A 15,798-nucleotide genomic window follows, 5' to 3' on the forward strand; every position below is an offset into this window, starting at 1 on the left:
TAAGTCTGGGTTAGAACAAAACCTCATGACTCAACAAGCTTCGATTTTGGAATGCTGGCGACCTCAAAGTTACCTGTCCGGTGCTTCTTCAATGCCAACAGGAAGGCCTTGGCCGCATCACTCTCCGTAATACAGGGAACGGAATAGTCGATGCAACTGCGACGGATTCCAAAACTTGTTTCAATTGACTGTCGGCCGGACGTAGTATTCATCACCACCGCCACCTGTCCGGATCGAATTCGGTCCACGCAATGAGGACGCCCTTCCTGCACCTTTTTGACTTCGGTTACAGGTAATCCCAATTGACGAATAAATTGGGCTGTCCCAGCAGTCGCGGACAAATCGTAGCCCATCTCAATCAAATCCCTCATGACAGGAGCCAACTCGGCCTTGTCCTTATTGCGCAAAGAGAGGAAAACCTCTCCCTTGATGGGAAAAGTCATTTGACTGGAAAATAAGGCCTTAAGAAGGGCTTCCGAATAATCGTCGCCTCTCCCCATGCTCTCACCAGTTGACTTCATTTCAGGACCCAAAATGGTGTCGGCTTCAGCAAATTTCTTAAAGGGGAAAACAACACCCTTCACGCTGACTTTATCCACCTCACTCCACCGGTACTGCTCCGGCTTGACCCGATTCTTGTCCCAACCCAACATGGCCATAACGCCCAAATCAACCAAGGGTATGGCACTGGCTTTGGCAATAAAAGGAACACTCCGAGAAGATCTGGGGTTAGCTTCAAGCATAAAAATTTGATCGTCTTTAATCGCCAATTGTAAGTTCAAAAAACCTATGACCCCCAGACGGTCCGCTAAAGCCAGACTCAATCTTTCAATGCGTTCACTTGTGTCAGGTTTGAGCCTTTGGGGAGGGAGGACTCCCATGCTGTCGCCACTATGAACACCAGCGGCCTCAATATGTTCAATCACTCCGCCAATGAGAGACCAGTCCTTGCCGCGCACCAAGTCCACATCCACCTCTAAGGCACGTTCCAGAAATTGATCCATTAAACAGGGCATAGCCTTGGAAATGTAAGCTCCGTGCCGGTCGAAATAAGACTGTAGTTCCTCTTCAGCCTCAATAATTTCCATGCGCCGACCACCCAACACGTAGCTGGGACGACAAATCAGAGGATAGCCAACACGTGCAGCAATTTCCATGGCCTCATCCAATCCTGAGGCCATGCCAGACTCAGGAATTTGGAACTGAAGTTCGTGGCAAACCTTGGCAAACTGACCTCTGTCTTCGGCCAGATCAATCGCCTCAAGGGAGGAGCCCAACAAGTTAAAGCCCTGAGCCACAATACTCGGCGCCAATGAAATGGGTGTTTGCCCGCCAAGCTGACAGACCACGCCCCGGGGCTGCAAATAGCGCAAAACTTCTAAAACATGCTCCTCCGTGAGAGGCTCAAAATAAAGCTCGTTAGAGGTATCGTAATCTGTAGATACAGTCTCCGGGTTGGAGTTGATCATGACAACATGACAGCCGGCCCTCTGCAGCTGCCTTACGCTCCGGACGCAGCTATAATCAAATTCAATTCCCTGGCCAATGCGATTTGGACCACTTCCGAGAACAACCACTATGTTATCCCTTGGCCGGCGCTCTTCCTGACAACTCCAGTAGGTGGAATACAAATAGGGTGTGGAAGATGCAAACTCACCCGCGCAGGTGTCGACTTTAAAAAAACAGGGGGTAATCCCCTTGCCCCAACGCAAATCACGAACATCTTGGATGGAACGGCCTGTCCATTTGGCAATACCTGCATCGGAAAAGCCAAGTCTCTTGGCCTTCAGCAGGAGTTGATCTGTTAGTTCCTCTTCCTGAAGACGCTCCTCAAAATCACAGATTTCCTTTATCTGTTCCAAAAACCAAGGAGTAATTTGAGTCAAATGGTGGGCTTCCTCCACTCTCATGCCATCTCTGAACGCCTGAAAAAGACAATAGAGACGATTGCTATTGGGATAGGTGAGCTGATCCTCCGTGTAACTGACGACCGGAAAGCCTTCGGCATGATCTTCGAGCGAATGGACCGCCTTGTGCAGCGACTCCTTTAGGGTCCTGCCAATACTCATCACTTCGCCAACACTCTTCATCTGAGTGGTCAAAACGTCCTTCGACCCGGCAAACTTCTCAAAAGCAAATCTTGGTATCTTGGTGACCACATAATCAAGGGCTGGTTCGTAACAGGAAGGCGTTGTACCTGTAATATCATTGCGGATTTCATCCAGCTCATAGCCTACAGCAAGAAGCGCGGCGATTTTAGCAATGGGAAAGCCCGTTGCCTTACTGGCTAATGCTGACGACCGGCTGACCCGGGGGTTCATCTCAATGACTAGACGATCACCTGTTTTGGGGTCGACAGCAAACTGGATATTTGCCCCCCCAGTTTCCACACCGACGGCTTCGATGATTTTTTTCGCTTCATCACGCATGGCCTGGTATTGACGATCAGTTAACGTCTGCTGCGGAGCCACGGTAATGCTGTCACCCGTGTGAACACCACAAGGGTCAATGTTTTCAATAGAGCAGATGACAACAAAAGTGCCGGCACGGTCACGCATGACCTCAAGCTCGAACTCCTTCCAACCCATGATGCTCTCTTCGACAAGAACTTCAGAAGTTGGACTCTCATGCAAGGCTGTAGCGAGTTTACCTTTGTACTCCTCCAAGGAGAAGGCCACACCACCGCCGCCTCCACCCAAGGTGTAGTTGGGACGCAGGATGAGTGGAAAACCTATGCGATCGGCAACCGCCAGACCCTGTTCAAAAGTGCGCACCATCTCGCTCTGGGGATACTTGGCACCAATTGAGTCCAGAAGGGCACGAAACTCTTCACGATCCTCGGCAGCCTTGATGGTTTCGACTTTTGCTCCCAAAAGTTCGATCCCCAACTCGTTGAGAACTCCCGCCTTGTCCAATTCAAGAGCGAGATTGAGCGCCGTCTGCCCCCCCAAAGTAGGAATCAGGGCGTCGGGCCGCTCCTTCTCTAGGACTTTTTTTACAAACTGGAGCTTGAGAGGTTCAATGTAGACTCTTGTCGCCAACTCAGGGTCTGTCATGATTGTTGCTGGGTTTGAATTGATGAGGATAACCTCGTACCCTTCCTTCATCAAAGCCTTGCAGGCTTGAGTGCCTGAGTAATCAAATTCGCAAGCCTGACCGATAACAATCGGACCGCTCCCTAACAAAACCACCTTACTAATGTCTTGGCGTTTTCCCACGGCTAAATTCTCAATCTTGGTTCGTTGGTATAGATTTCTTTAATGTCCACATGCCGGTATTGTTCAAATTTATACCGCATCTTGAAGAGCTTCATGATGAGCATCTCCTTTTCCTTCAAACGCTCTCCCTCATCCTTAGTTTTTCGCACACGCTTAATTTCTTTGAGGATGTACTTGGTTGCATTTGGCGGATGAAAACAAAACGACTGGGTAAAGATGTAGGTGTCTGCCGAAGGAATCAGCCTAGCTTCAAATAATTGATCTCTTTCAAAGCCGATTGTCACGGCTGAGTTCTTAATGACCAACTTTTCGTTTGCAAACAGGTCTTTGATATACACGTCGCCATTTTTCGTCTTCAGGAACTCGAATATGGAATGGCGATTCTGATCTAGCAAATCCAACTGAGTGCTCTCATCTGAATTCAAGCTCAGTGAAATCCTCCCCGCCTTGACTGATTTAATAGGGGAAACGCCTTGACCACCAAATGGACGAGAAAATAAAAACCAATCCATAAACTGAGTCATCTTCTGTTCGAAGTCGGAAGACTCCTCATCGAAAACACCGGCGCTTTCGAAAAACTGTTTTTTGGCTGCATTAACTTCCCCGGCGTAATCACCCGATGAAAAATGCTGCATGAGTTTTTCAATTAGACCATCGTAATTCATACCAACTGCTTCACAAAATAATCAAATAGGGCAACCGCATCGTGAGGACCCGGATGGCTCTCCGGGTGAAACTGAACACTCATACACTTTTTCGCCTCACACTGAATCCCGCTGACCGTGTTATCATTCAAATTCACATGGGTGACCCGCACCCCTTCGGGAAGGGTTTCACCATCCACCGCATAGCCGTGGTTCTGACTCGTCACGTAAATGGTCTTTAATAGATCATCGCGAATGGGATGATTACTTCCCCTGTGACCGAACTTGAGTTTATAGGTATTAGCTCCCAAGGCCAAGGACAGGATCTGATGCCCCATGCAGATGCCAAAAATAAAGCGCCATCCTAAGAGTTCACGCACTGTCTCCACAGCAATTTGCACATCAGAGGGGTTGCCGGGGCCATTAGACAGCATGATCCCATCCGGGCTCCAATCTCTGATTTCTTGGCCTGAAGTTCGACTTGGGAAGATGCGCAACTGAGAGCACCGCTGCCTGAGTTCCCGCAAAATATTGGTTTTACAGCCAAAATCCAAAACTGCGAGGCGTGGCCCTCCCGGCACCTCCCCTTGAAGATCATAGGCCTCTTTGCAGGTCATCTGAAACACCCAGTCGGGATCCCCTTCCTTGGCCTGCGAAATCAGTGGGTGTGCCTGCGCCCTGGCCTCGGCCTCAGAATCTGCCGATACCATGGCACCCCAAACCGTTCCCTGCTCGCGTAGCTGGATCACCAACCGACGAGTGTCCACCTCCTCCATCACGGGTACGCCCTTTTCGATCAGCTTTTCTTTCCAACTCATGTCACGATCCGAATTCTGAATTTCCAGACAAACAAAGCCGCGAATCGATAGATTTCCGGATTCCCATACCTCGTCCGATTCACCATAGTTCCCCTGCATTGGAGCGGTCGTCACAAGTATCTGAGAAAAATAAGACGGGTCCGTAGCCATTTCTTCGTAGCCACTATGAGAGGTATTGAAGACAACCTCCCCTGCCTGAGGCTTCCCACCAAGCCAGGTTCCCGAAAACACGGCCCCTGATTCCAGAACCAAATATCCTTGTCGCTCCATCACTTCGCCTCGACTTCCATGCCCATCACCAGGGTCATCAGGGCCGCTCGCACAAACATTCCATTAGTCACCTGGGTCAACACCAAACATTGCGGATTCTGTAACACCTGAGGTGAAAACTCAACTCCATGGATGACTGGGCCGGGGTGCATAAGCAGACCCTTGGGCCCCATTAACTTCAAATGCTCCTGTTTGACCTGAAAATTATCCCGATACTCGGCCAGAGCAAAGGACTCACTTTTGTCGCCATGGCGTTCTGTTTGGATTCTCAGCCCCATCAAGACATCACACCAGGATGCCGCTTCTTTAAGGTTGGTGAACTTCCTCACCCCATCCCACGGCTCTTCCTGAGGCAACATGGATTTGGGTCCACAGACGGCCACTTCCACTCCTCTTGCAGTCAGCAAACGCAAATTCGAATTGGCCACGCGACTGTGGACGACGTCCCCTACGATCAAGACCTTTTTGCCCCTGAGCTCACCCAAAGCTTCCTGAATAGTAAAAGCATCCAGTAAAGCCTGGGTCGGGTGTTCCGTGGTTCCACTCCCGGCATTAATAATGGGACACCCCAAATCAGGAAGAGTGGCATCCACATCAGGGGAGTTCCCATAGCGGAGCACCATAAGATCAGGAAGCATGGCCGCAATATTTTTAAGAGTATCTGGAAGACTTTCTCCCTTGATAAGGCTGGACGAGGAGACACTATCAAATACGAAGGAATCGAGGCCGAGACGGTAGGCTGCCGTTTGAAAACTGATTCGAGTGCGAGTGCTGGGTTCCAGAAAAACCATAGCCACGAGCCCCGGGCTAGCAGACCGGGGACGAATCAAGTGGTCAAAGCCCCTCTTTTTAGCGAACTCCTCCTTGAAGGTCTTGGCTCGGGAAAAAAGGAGGCTCACTTGTTCTTGATTGAGGCTTTCGACGCTAAGAAAGGATTCTCCGGCGAACGACATTAGGCGAGACTATAACCACGCTCTGCCTCCCCAGTCAATCGACGACCTGCAATACTCGCGACCATCGCATATTTGGCAAAAGGCTCTTTTCGGAATCCTCCCACCCCAGAGAGAGCCAAATCACTCCCGCCCGGGCCTCCAAGGACCTGATGGAGATGAGTCCCCACTTGCGAGAATCTTCGCCGTGATCCCGATTGTCGCTCAATACAAAAAGGTGGCCAGGCGGAACCACCAAGGGACCGTAGTTTTCTGTTTTGGTCACGGCTCCGATCAGAATTTGATGACGAAAGCCGCCCCATGCCTCTTCAACCACCACCCCCTGGCTCCCACCATCCTCGCCAGACAAGGGAGCTCCCTTTGCGGTCTGATAAGTGGCCTTTTTACCATTGAGAATCAGCCGTTTTCCCTGTATGCGGATTCGATCACCTGGGAGCCCAACCACCCGTTTAATGCAGCTGACAGATGGGTCATAGGGGCAGCGAAAAATCACCACCTCCCCGCGGTTCGGCGGATGCCCGCCCACCCGGTTGCCACCGCTAAACGGTAACTGGAAGCCAAATGGCAGCTTGTAGGCAAAAATGAAATCGCCGGGCAACAAAGTGGGGGACATGGCCAGGGTGGGAATTCGATAAGCCGACACCACGAAGGATCGAACGATAAAGGCGAGCAACACCGCAAGAATCAGGGCTTCTGCATATTCACGCAAAAGAAATTTCAGTGATACCTGAATTGCCGAGTGGCCGGCTTTATGGGACTTCACCCACCCTCCCGTCTAGCGAATCAGGTGAAAAAATCGCTTCCAGCGCAAATGGGACGGATCACAAAGAAATGGAGCTGTTTCCATCGTCTGCGTACAACTCAACCACACAATCGTGGCTCTTCCCAGCAGATTATCCATAGGTAGACTTCCCCATACGCGACTGTCCCTGGAGTTGTCCCGGTTGTCACCCATCAGAAATATCTGCCCCTCCGGTACTTCATAAGGGTCTTCCGGCCAGCGATAGCCACTGCGGCTAAGCATTCCCCGGTGGGATCGCCCCCCGAATGTCTCCTCGAAAAAATTAAAGCCTGAAAAGTCGCCCCCGATGTCATGGGGGGTGACTCGGTAGTAGGGGTCCTGAGAGGACGGCTGCTCTTCCGTTATCCGCAACTCCCTTTTTTCAACCGGCTCGCCATTAATGAGCAGGTGCGCCTCTTCATCCAAAGTGACCTTGTCGCCCGGCAGCCCAACGACCCGCTTGATCATATAAAACCCATCGTCCTCGACAGATCTAAAAACCACCACATCACCCCGTTTTGGCGTGGAAAACCGGACTAGCCACTTCTTGGTGAATGGCACGCGAAGTCCAAATACCAGCTTATTGACCAAAATGTGATCGTGAATCAACAGGGTCGGAATCATACTGCCGCTGGGAATAACGTAAGGCTCTGCAATCCCCCAACGGATGGTCAAAATCATAAGAATGGCTAAGGCAAAACTTAAAAAGGATCTAATAAAGGAGGGGCGATGATCAGTGGACATCGTAAAAGAATCGATCCCATCGAAGACTGAAGGGGCTACACAAAAACGAGACCACTGGAAGTGTCTTGTCACAACTTAACCACACGAACATGGCTCGCCCCACAACATATTCCCTCGGTACAAATTGCTTTCCTGGCTCCCAAAACCGGCTATCCTGGGAGTTGTCACGGTTGTCTCCCATAACAAAATAATGCCCTTCGGGCACTTCATAAGGTCCATAGGCCACGTTTGTTTGATCTTCGGTTTTTAGTAAAATCGAATGCAGGGAGTGACCCAACTTTTCTTCCCAGTGAACATATCGTCCTTTGGCGCCTGGTCCATCACCCGGGAAGTGCTCATCCCGAAGCCAGTGCATTTCCTCAATCAATGCTTGAGGAACTTGTTTTTCAATCAATTCCTCATTAACAAACAAACTACCATTTTCATAAAAAACCCGATCACCAGGAGTTCCGACAACCCGCTTGATATAAAACATACTTGGCTTTTCCGGATATTTAAAAACCAGGACATCCCCGCGACTTGGCTCACCAAATTTTACGAGCCAATCGGAAGTAAAAGGTAGACGCAACCCATAGACAATCTTGTTAACGAATATGTGATCATGCACAAGAAGAGTGGGCAGCATACTGCCAGAAGGAATCACGTAGGCTTCAATAAAGGCCCAGCGTATGGTCAGGGCGATAAGCACGGCGATAATGAATGATCCCGCGCCCTCGGTCCAGAACTTCCGCCCCATAACTAAATCAATCCTCCACCTTCAAGATGGCCAAAAAGGCTTCCTGAGGGACGTCCACTCGTCCAATGGACTTCATTCGCTTTTTTCCCTCTTTCTGGCGCTCCAAAAGCTTACGCTTTCTAGTAATATCTCCCCCGTAACATTTAGCTGTCACGTCTTTTCTGAGTGCGCCCAGTGTCTCCCGGGCGATAATCTTGGCTCCAATGGCCGCCTGAATGGCCACCTGGTATTGCTGCCTGGGAATCAGCTCTTTAAGCTTCTTAGCCAATTGACGTCCTCGCCAATCTGCCTTCGATCTGTGCACAATTACCGACAGAGCATCCACCGGGTCACCATTAATAAGAATATCCATCTTAACCAAATCAGCAGGTTCATAATCCGCAAACTCATACTCGAGTGAGGCGTAGCCACGGGATATGGTCTTCAATTTATCGTAAAAATCCATGACCATCTCATTGAGGGGTAGCCGATAATCAATGATCACTTTTGATTCAGAGATGTATTCCATCTTGTTTTGAACCCCACGCTTTTCCTCACAAAGCTTGAGAATCCCCCCGATATACTCGGTTGGCGTATGAATCGTGACCCTCACCATCGGCTCTTCCATTCTCTCGATTCGTGCCACATCAGGAAGTTTTGAGGGGTTTTCCAGTTCCATCATCGTTCCATCAGTCATATAAACCCGATAAATAACTGTCGGGGCCGTGGTAATGAGATCCAGATTAAATTCCCGCTCCAGGCGTTCCTGGATGATCTCCATATGAAGAAGACCCAAAAACCCACACCGGTAACCAAATCCAAGAGCGGCCGATGACTCCACCTCAAAACTGAGGCTGGAATCGTTAAGAACTAATTTTTCAAGTGCATCCTTCAAGTCCGTATAGTCCGCAGAAATGACGGGGAAAATTCCCGCAAAAACCATTGGCTTAATTCTGCGAAATCCAGGCAGAGGCTCCAACGCCCCTTTTTTTGCAGCTGTGACAGTGTCACCAACCTTCACATCGCGGATATCCTTGATTCCGCAGATAATGAATCCCACTTCTCCCGCGTCCAACTGATCTAAATCACGAGGGAAGGGTGCGAAAACCCCAAGTTTAAGAACCTCGTAGTCCCGATCAGTGGCCATGAATTTAACCCTGTCACCCTTTTTCAGGGTCCCGTCAACAATTCGACAAAGAACTACAACGCCCTGGTAAGAATCAAACCAGGAATCAAAAATCAAGGCCCGCAAAGGAATGGAACGATCGGCCTTGGGCGGAGGCACATACTTAACGATGGCTTCAAGTATTTCCGGAATCCCCTTCATTTCCTTGGCGCTGGCCAGAATGACATTGGAAGTATCCAATCCAATTCCATCCTCAATTTGCTGACAAACACCTTCTGGATCTGCCGCCGGAAGATCGATCTTGTTCAATACAGGAATGATTTCCAGATTATGATCCAAAGCCAAATAGACATTGGCCAGAGTCTGAGCCTCCACACCTTGAGCCGCGTCCACCACTAAAATGGCCCCTTCGCAGGCGGCTAAGCTGCGGGAGACTTCATAGGTGAAGTCCACGTGGCCGGGAGTATCGATAAGGTTAAGTTGGTAAGTGTTGCCATCCTGTGCCTTATAAACTAAGCGAACGGTCTGAGCCTTGATGGTAATCCCCCGTTCCCGTTCCAGCTCCATGTTGTCGAGAAACTGCTCCTTGGATTCTCGATCAGTCAGGGATCCTGTCGCCTTTAGAAGGCAATCCGCCAGGGTGGATTTTCCATGGTCAATGTGAGCAATAATCGAGAAGTTGCGAATAAACTCGGGTCGAATCATGTTTCTCTCAAAGGTCCAATTGTGAGGTGTTGTCGGTGCCTGGTTCCACCTCGGGCCGACCTAAAGGCAAGGGTTCCAACGGGATTTGCCCTGGCAACAGATCTTGGTACTTGTACAATATCAGATCAATTCCCTGGCGGATAAACTCAGCAATTGGAACCCGCGAACGCTGATTCAACTCTTTTAGAAGTTGCTGCTGTTCTTCAGTGATATAGACAGTGGTGGCTATTTTTTTCGGCATGGATTAGTAGTTAGCCGAACTTGCCATACGTTGCAATACATTTGGCCCGAGGCCCCGATTAAGGCCTCGGTTTTTTGGCTATGATTTAAGAAAAGGTTTTAACAGCGTCTTTAAGCTGCTCAACCCGATCCACCTTTTCCCAACTAAACTCAGCCTCATCACGGCCAAAGTGACCATAGGCCGCTGTTTTGCGATAGCGGGGCTTTAAGAGATCAAATTGAGAAATAATGTCAGCAGGTTTGAGACTCCACACCGCACGAACGGCCTTTGCCAAAACCTCTGGAGACACTTTTCCGGTGCCGTAATCGTTGACCATAACACTTACGGGCTCGGCCACTCCGATGGCGTAGGCCAGCTGAACCAGCACCTTATCTGCCAAACCAGCTGCGACAATGTTTTTTGCTACATGGCGAGCTGCATAGGCAGCGGATCGGTCCACTTTTGAGGGGTCCTTTCCTGAAAAAGCTCCTCCACCGTGAGCACCATGACCACCATAGGTATCAACAATGATTTTCCGACCCGTTAAACCACAATCTCCCATGGGACCACCCACCACAAAGCGACCCGTCGGGTTCACATAAAGCTTGGTGTGAGAGTCCATCCATTCACGAGGAATCACTTTGGGAATCAATTCATCCTGGATGAAGGCTTTGATTTGGGCCTGCTCCACATCCGGGCTGTGTTGAGTCGAAAGGACAATGCTGTCAATGCGCTTAGGGTGACCGTCCACATACTCAAAAGTCACCTGGCTCTTACTGTCGGGACGAAGAAAATCACCTTTACCGGACTTGCGCAAATGGGCCAACTCACGAACCAGCTTGTGCGACAGAGAAATCGTCAATGGCATAAGCTCGGCTGTCTCATTGACAGCATAGCCAAACATAATCCCCTGGTCACCAGCGCCCTGCTCCTTGCTGGCATCCTTGTCCACCCCCATGGCGATGTCCGGACTCTGACGATCAAGGGCCACCTGAATGGCACAAGTGTCACAGTCGAAACCCATATCACTGCGGGTATAGCCAATGTCGCGAATGGTTTCGCGAACAATTTTCGGAATATCCACCTGCACCTTTGAGGTCACTTCACCGGCCAACATCACAAATCCGGTACTGATCATGGTCTCGCAGGCCACCCGGCTTTCCGCATCTCCAGCCAAATAGGCGTCAAGAATTGCGTCACTGATCTGGTCAGCCATTTTATCAGGATGACCTTCGGATACGGACTCACTGGTAAACAGGTAATTCTGCATGAAAAAACCCTTTCAAATATTCAGGCAAAAGACTCAAAAGGCAGTAGTTAACAGGGAGAATTTCGAGGGGTCAACAAACAAAAAGGCCAACCCCGGTTCAGGCTGGCCTCTTTGATTTCAAACTCAGGTGATGACTCTAGCCGGCCTTCTTCACCTCCGGAGTCACAACCTCCATCTGGGCGTTCAATCGATCCAACTTGCCGTAGCTACTCTGCTCAAAGGATCTGTGCTCCTTAATCTTCTGTTTTCTCTTGGAGAGTTGACGGGTCAATTTGCCCACCACTCCATCCACCGCCTCGTGGAAACTCTCGCCGTATGCGCGACCAGACATCGACACATCTCGTCCGACAATATGCATCTCAACAGACTTTCGGTGTCGCTCTGCGCTATATGTGACGTGAACCTGAATTGGTTTTAATTCGAATTTCTTTAACTTCTGTAATTTGTCCTCCGTGTATTCCACCAATGCATCAGACCACTGCAAACTCTTAAACTGGCAGCTGACCTTCATGCCAACTCCTTTCCCCTCTAGATTTTAGGATCGATTCTTTGAACTGAAAGACAGGCAATTTCATGCCGACGAGACCTTTCCAGTAAAACTGGTTCTTTAAGACGAGACATAGGTCTTATCGGCAGGCGCATGACTGGAGTAGAGCTGCGGCCAAGGGAATCTCAATTTGGGACGAGGGTGAGCCGACTACTGTTCCAAATTCAACAAACACTGTTTTGCTTTGAGCCCCAAGGCAAAGCCTCCCATTCCTCCGTTTGCGGCCAAGACCCGATGGCAAGGCACAAGGATCAACCAAGGGTTCTTTCCACAGGCACTCCCGACGGCCCGAGCAGCCCCTGGTTTTCCCACCTGAGCCGCCAAATCCCCGTAGGATAGACTCCTGCCGTAGGGGATTTGCGCCATCTTCCGCCAAACCTGCCTTTGAAATGGCGTCCCTCTTTCAGCAAGGGGAAGGTCAAACTTCTGCCTCTTACCGGCAAAATACTCCCGAAGCTGAGCCTGGAGGCGGGTCATTATGGGGGACAAATGGGATGAAGATGATCCTTTGGCGCGAACCCGATCAATGGCAAAGACCTGATTGTCAGCAACAGATAGCTTCAGCCAGCCAAGGGGACTTTGAATATAAGAGTGTTCCATGGGGCTAGAAGTACTTCTTGCGTTTGGAAGAAGGCAAGATTTTTAGCACGTCCCGGTATTTTGCCACCGTCCGACGGGCAATCTTGATGCCATCCTTTTTCAGTAATTCCACAATCTTCTGGTCCGACAGGGGGTTCTTTGGATCTTCTTCACTGACGAGGTGCTTGATCTTGAGCTTAACCGATTCACTGGCCAGCGAATCACCATCTGTTTTGTTGATTCCGGAATTAAAAAAGTATTTGAGCTCAAAAATTCCCCGGGGAGTATGAACGTACTTGTTCGTCGTCACCCGGCTCACTGTCGACTCGTGCATTCCGATGTCGTTGGCAATATCTCTCAAAATCATGGGCTTAATAAAGGCTGGACCTTTATCAAAAAAGTCTCTCTGATGGCGCACGATACTCTCGGTCACTTTGTAGATCGTTCTCTGCCTTTGCGCGATGGATTTAATTAACCACAGCGCGGACCGCAGTTTGTCCTGAATATACTCCTGAGCCTCGGGAGTCGCACCGTTGGATTGGCCACCCTTTAGGACATTTTTATAGAGGTTGGATATCCTCAGGCGCGGCAGACCATCTTCGTTCAAGGCCACCATGTACTCGTCGCCCACCTTATACACATAAACATCTGGCGTGATAAAGTGAGTATCCTGCGGCAAATAGGCGCGACCTGGCTTAGGGTCCATGGAATAGATGATCTTACACATCTCGATCACATCTTCCATTTCCAAACCCATGGCTTTGGCAATAGCAGGATAGTTTTTCTTTTCAAGATCTTTCAAGTGCTCATTAATCAATTGCACCAAATCGTTGGTGTCCTCTTCCAAATGTTTGGCTTGAACGAGTAAACACTCTTTTAGGTTGCGGGCTCCAACCCCGGGAGGATCAAACTCCTGAATAAAGGGAATAATCTCCTCAAGATCAAGAGCTTCCAGTCCTTCTTCTTCAGCAATTTGCTCCATGGGGACCTTGATATAGCCATCATCATCGACATAGGAAATGAGAATAGTCACCAGGGCCATTTCCTCGTCATTGAAACCAGCCAATCCTGCCTGCCACATCAGATGATCGTGCAGAGTCTGACGGGCCGAGATCACGTTTTCATAATTCATGATCTCTTCGTTGCCGCCCCCGGAACCCTGAGGAGGTTTGTACTGATTGTCGAAATAATTATCCCAATCAAACTCGTCTTGCTTACGAGGATCCTGGTCTTGGGCTGACTCTGTATTTTCATTTCCCGCTGCAGACTGTACATCCTCACTTGTGGATGATGTTCGCTGGGCCGGATCGTCGTCAGTTGTGTCCTGGACTTCTTCAAGAACCGGATTTTCAGTCAGCTCCTTGCGAACCTGGGTCTCCAGCTCCATACGTGACAATTGCAGAAGCTTAATGGCCTGCTGCAGTTGAGGCGTCATCCTCAACTGCTGGGAAAGCTTCATGCTCATTTTCAGACTCATTGCCATTCAATCACTCCTACAGTCTAAAATTTTCGCCCAGATAAAACTTTCTGGCAACTGGCGACTGGGCTACTTCTTCGGCACTACCCTCGACTTCAATCTTGCCCTCTTTCAAAATATGGGCTCGATCACAAATTCCCAGAGTCTCACGCACGTTGTGGTCGGTAATTAGAACTCCAATGCCCTTGGCCTTAAGCTGCCGGATAATCTCCTGGATGTCGCCCACAGCAATTGGGTCAATCCCCGCAAATGGCTCGTCCAAAAGTAGGAACTTTGGTTCCCCGGCTAAAGCCCGGGCAATCTCCACCCGGCGTCGCTCACCGCCAGATAGGGAGTAACCATATGAGTCGCGCACATGTTCGATGCGAAACTCAGCTAACAATTGGTCCAGTCTCTCCATCTTATCCGACCCCGTATACCCATGGGCCTCAAGGGCCACCTGAATATTCTCAGCCACTGTGAGACGGCGAAAGATGCTGGCTTCCTGTGGCAGGTAGCTCAAACCGATGCGTGCCCTTTGGTACATGGGCAGCCCGCCGATTTTCTTGTCATTCAAAATGATCTCGCCCTCGTCCGGACTAAGCAGACCCACCACCATATAGAAACTGGTCGTTTTACCGGCCCCATTGGGGCCCAGCAGCCCGACGATTTCACCCGATTGAACCTCAAAGGACACGCCCTTGACCACCTGGCGAAGTTTGAATTTTTTAGATATGTTTTCAATCTTCAACTGACTCAATTCACCTTCTCCATTCGGGATTTGTCTACTTTCGCCCGAGCTTTAAGGACCTCAACACGCTTTCCTCCGTCCAAAAAGACGATCTCCTCGCCCTGTAGTTCATCGTTGTTTTGAACCACTTTTGGATTACCTCGAAACACATATTTGTCCTTGTCAAAGTTCACACTCACCTTTTGCGATGTCGCCCATTTATCCAGATCACTCACCCGTACACCACCGGATACGTGAACCGAGCGAACCAAGTTTGCGTCCGGTCCGTATTCGAAGACAGCTTCAGGGCCCGTAATGCGCATGGAATCAAAATCCATCACCACCTCACCACTGAAGCGGGCCAAATTGGACTTACCGCTAAAATCAGCACGCTGACTGCGAATCAATAACCGCTTTTCATTCTTAAATGGCTTCTCCCCTCTTACGTCTCGGGAAACAGTCATCAAAGCGTTGTTCAAGTCGGCCTCCAGACTCTGACCGCGCAAATGCAGGGAATGACCGGCTTCATCCTTGATACCCCACATGGTCACTGGCAGGGGTGCCATCAACCGCCGCTCTCCCGAGTGGTACATGACTTCCTCGGTCTTAAAAATGTAACCGTTGGAGGACCGAATCCTCACATTTCCCTTCACCGTCATATCCTTTGTCTGAACCTGCACGGTCCCTCGCTCTCCGGTAACGGTAAAATGAACCCCATCTTTACCAAAAAACCGAGTTTTGACCGTCTGCAAGGACCACTGGGCTTTTTCCTTGTAGCTGGTTGCCGTGTCTGCCCACAACTCCCACTCTTTCTCTCCCTCCCGAGTCTCAACAAGGTGGGCTCCACGCATGAGCTGCTCAACACCGCTGTCTGAGTCCGCCGCTACAGTCTCTTCAGAGTCCTCAGGGGGCGGCTGATCAACGTCCTTGGGGGCAATCACAATGATTTCCACCACCAAGACAACAAACAGAAGGCCCAATAGAAACTTGCCAATCTTCATATTCAGCGACGTCCTTCATCCAAT

At 49.9% G+C, this 15,798-nt stretch carries 15 protein-coding genes; all 15 read right to left on the minus strand.

Translation table 11 applies throughout. The features are described from left to right. Window positions 1-23 precede the first annotated feature (23 nt). Window positions 24-3,218, minus strand: a complete 3,195-nt coding sequence (gene carB, locus H6624_17305; protein MCB9086101.1) for a carbamoyl-phosphate synthase large subunit — start codon at window positions 3,216-3,218, stop codon at window positions 24-26. A gap of 2 nt (window positions 3,219-3,220) precedes the next feature. Then, the gene (locus H6624_17310) at window positions 3,221-3,883 is read right to left on the minus strand and encodes a hypothetical protein (protein ID MCB9086102.1); all 663 of its coding nucleotides are present in this window, start codon (window positions 3,881-3,883) and stop codon (window positions 3,221-3,223) included. Then, entirely contained in the window at window positions 3,880-4,950 is a 1,071-nt protein-coding gene (gene carA / locus H6624_17315; protein ID MCB9086103.1) for a glutamine-hydrolyzing carbamoyl-phosphate synthase small subunit, read from the minus strand. The genes H6624_17310 and carA overlap by 4 nt, the downstream gene beginning before the upstream one ends. Continuing rightward, window positions 4,950-5,903, minus strand: a complete 954-nt coding sequence (locus H6624_17320) for an aspartate carbamoyltransferase catalytic subunit (GenBank protein ID MCB9086104.1) — start codon at window positions 5,901-5,903, stop codon at window positions 4,950-4,952. The genes carA and H6624_17320 overlap by 1 nt, the downstream gene beginning before the upstream one ends. 34 nt (window positions 5,904-5,937) lie before the next feature. Further along, window positions 5,938-6,663: a signal peptidase I gene (lepB, locus tag H6624_17325; protein ID MCB9086105.1), complete on the minus strand. Its 726-nt coding sequence runs from the start codon at window positions 6,661-6,663 to the stop codon at window positions 5,938-5,940. A 12-nt stretch (window positions 6,664-6,675) separates the two neighbouring features. Continuing rightward, window positions 6,676-7,425 carry a signal peptidase I gene (gene lepB / locus H6624_17330; GenBank protein MCB9086106.1) on the minus strand — a complete coding sequence of 250 codons (750 nt, stop codon included), beginning with the start codon at window positions 7,423-7,425 and terminating at the stop codon, window positions 6,676-6,678. After that, window positions 7,415-8,161 carry a signal peptidase I gene (gene lepB / locus H6624_17335; GenBank protein ID MCB9086107.1) on the minus strand — a complete coding sequence of 249 codons (747 nt, stop codon included), beginning with the start codon at window positions 8,159-8,161 and terminating at the stop codon, window positions 7,415-7,417. Before lepB (H6624_17335) ends, lepB (H6624_17330) begins: the two co-directional genes overlap by 11 nt. Before the next feature lie 7 nt (window positions 8,162-8,168). After that, window positions 8,169-9,968 (minus strand): elongation factor 4, encoded by a 1,800-nt coding sequence (lepA, locus tag H6624_17340; protein MCB9086108.1) that lies wholly within the window; start codon window positions 9,966-9,968, stop codon window positions 8,169-8,171. 10 nt (window positions 9,969-9,978) lie between these two features. Beyond that, window positions 9,979-10,212: a ribbon-helix-helix domain-containing protein gene (locus H6624_17345; protein ID MCB9086109.1), complete on the minus strand. Its 234-nt coding sequence runs from the start codon at window positions 10,210-10,212 to the stop codon at window positions 9,979-9,981. Between the two features lie 85 nt (window positions 10,213-10,297). Then, window positions 10,298-11,461, minus strand: coding sequence for a methionine adenosyltransferase (locus H6624_17350; protein MCB9086110.1), 1,164 nt, complete (start codon window positions 11,459-11,461; stop codon window positions 10,298-10,300). A 136-nt stretch (window positions 11,462-11,597) separates the two neighbouring features. Next, a complete protein-coding gene (raiA, locus tag H6624_17355) occupies window positions 11,598-11,972 on the minus strand; it encodes a ribosome-associated translation inhibitor RaiA (GenBank protein ID MCB9086111.1) in 375 nt (124 codons plus the stop codon). 186 nt (window positions 11,973-12,158) lie between these two features. Then, window positions 12,159-12,608: a methylated-DNA--[protein]-cysteine S-methyltransferase gene (locus tag H6624_17360; protein ID MCB9086112.1), complete on the minus strand. Its 450-nt coding sequence runs from the start codon at window positions 12,606-12,608 to the stop codon at window positions 12,159-12,161. A 4-nt stretch (window positions 12,609-12,612) separates the two neighbouring features. Beyond that, complete coding sequence (gene rpoN, locus H6624_17365) at window positions 12,613-14,070, minus strand: RNA polymerase factor sigma-54 (protein MCB9086113.1); 1,458 nt, start codon at window positions 14,068-14,070, stop codon at window positions 12,613-12,615. A gap of 10 nt (window positions 14,071-14,080) precedes the next feature. Beyond that, window positions 14,081-14,803 carry an LPS export ABC transporter ATP-binding protein gene (gene lptB, locus H6624_17370; GenBank protein ID MCB9086114.1) on the minus strand — a complete coding sequence of 241 codons (723 nt, stop codon included), beginning with the start codon at window positions 14,801-14,803 and terminating at the stop codon, window positions 14,081-14,083. After that, window positions 14,800-15,774, minus strand: coding sequence for an LPS export ABC transporter periplasmic protein LptC (gene lptC / locus H6624_17375; protein ID MCB9086115.1), 975 nt, complete (start codon window positions 15,772-15,774; stop codon window positions 14,800-14,802). The genes lptB and lptC overlap by 4 nt, the downstream gene beginning before the upstream one ends. Window positions 15,775-15,798 lie beyond the last annotated feature (24 nt).

The organism is Pseudobdellovibrionaceae bacterium (genome assembly GCA_020635075.1).
Lineage (GTDB): Bacteria > Bdellovibrionota > Bdellovibrionia > Bdellovibrionales > UBA1609 > JADZEO01.

Excerpts from the sequence above, each read along its gene's own strand:
- lptC (MCB9086115.1), bottom strand. The coding sequence starts at position 15,774 with ATGAAGATTGGCAAGTTTCTATTGGGCCTTCTGTTTGTTGTCTTGGTG.
- lepB (MCB9086106.1), bottom strand. The coding sequence starts at position 7,425 with ATGTCCACTGATCATCGCCCCTCCTTTATTAGATCCTTTTTAAGTTTT.
- raiA (MCB9086111.1), bottom strand. The coding sequence starts at position 11,972 with ATGAAGGTCAGCTGCCAGTTTAAGAGTTTGCAGTGGTCTGATGCATTG.
- rpoN (MCB9086113.1), bottom strand. The coding sequence starts at position 14,070 with ATGGCAATGAGTCTGAAAATGAGCATGAAGCTTTCCCAGCAGTTGAGG.
- lepB (MCB9086107.1), bottom strand. The coding sequence starts at position 8,161 with ATGGGGCGGAAGTTCTGGACCGAGGGCGCGGGATCATTCATTATCGCC.
- carA (MCB9086103.1), bottom strand. The coding sequence starts at position 4,950 with ATGGAGCGACAAGGATATTTGGTTCTGGAATCAGGGGCCGTGTTTTCG.
- H6624_17345 (MCB9086109.1), bottom strand. The coding sequence starts at position 10,212 with ATGCCGAAAAAAATAGCCACCACTGTCTATATCACTGAAGAACAGCAG.
- H6624_17320 (MCB9086104.1), bottom strand. The coding sequence starts at position 5,903 with ATGTCGTTCGCCGGAGAATCCTTTCTTAGCGTCGAAAGCCTCAATCAA.
- H6624_17360 (MCB9086112.1), bottom strand. The coding sequence starts at position 12,608 with ATGGAACACTCTTATATTCAAAGTCCCCTTGGCTGGCTGAAGCTATCT.
- H6624_17350 (MCB9086110.1), bottom strand. The coding sequence starts at position 11,461 with ATGCAGAATTACCTGTTTACCAGTGAGTCCGTATCCGAAGGTCATCCT.
- H6624_17310 (MCB9086102.1), bottom strand. The coding sequence starts at position 3,883 with ATGAATTACGATGGTCTAATTGAAAAACTCATGCAGCATTTTTCATCG.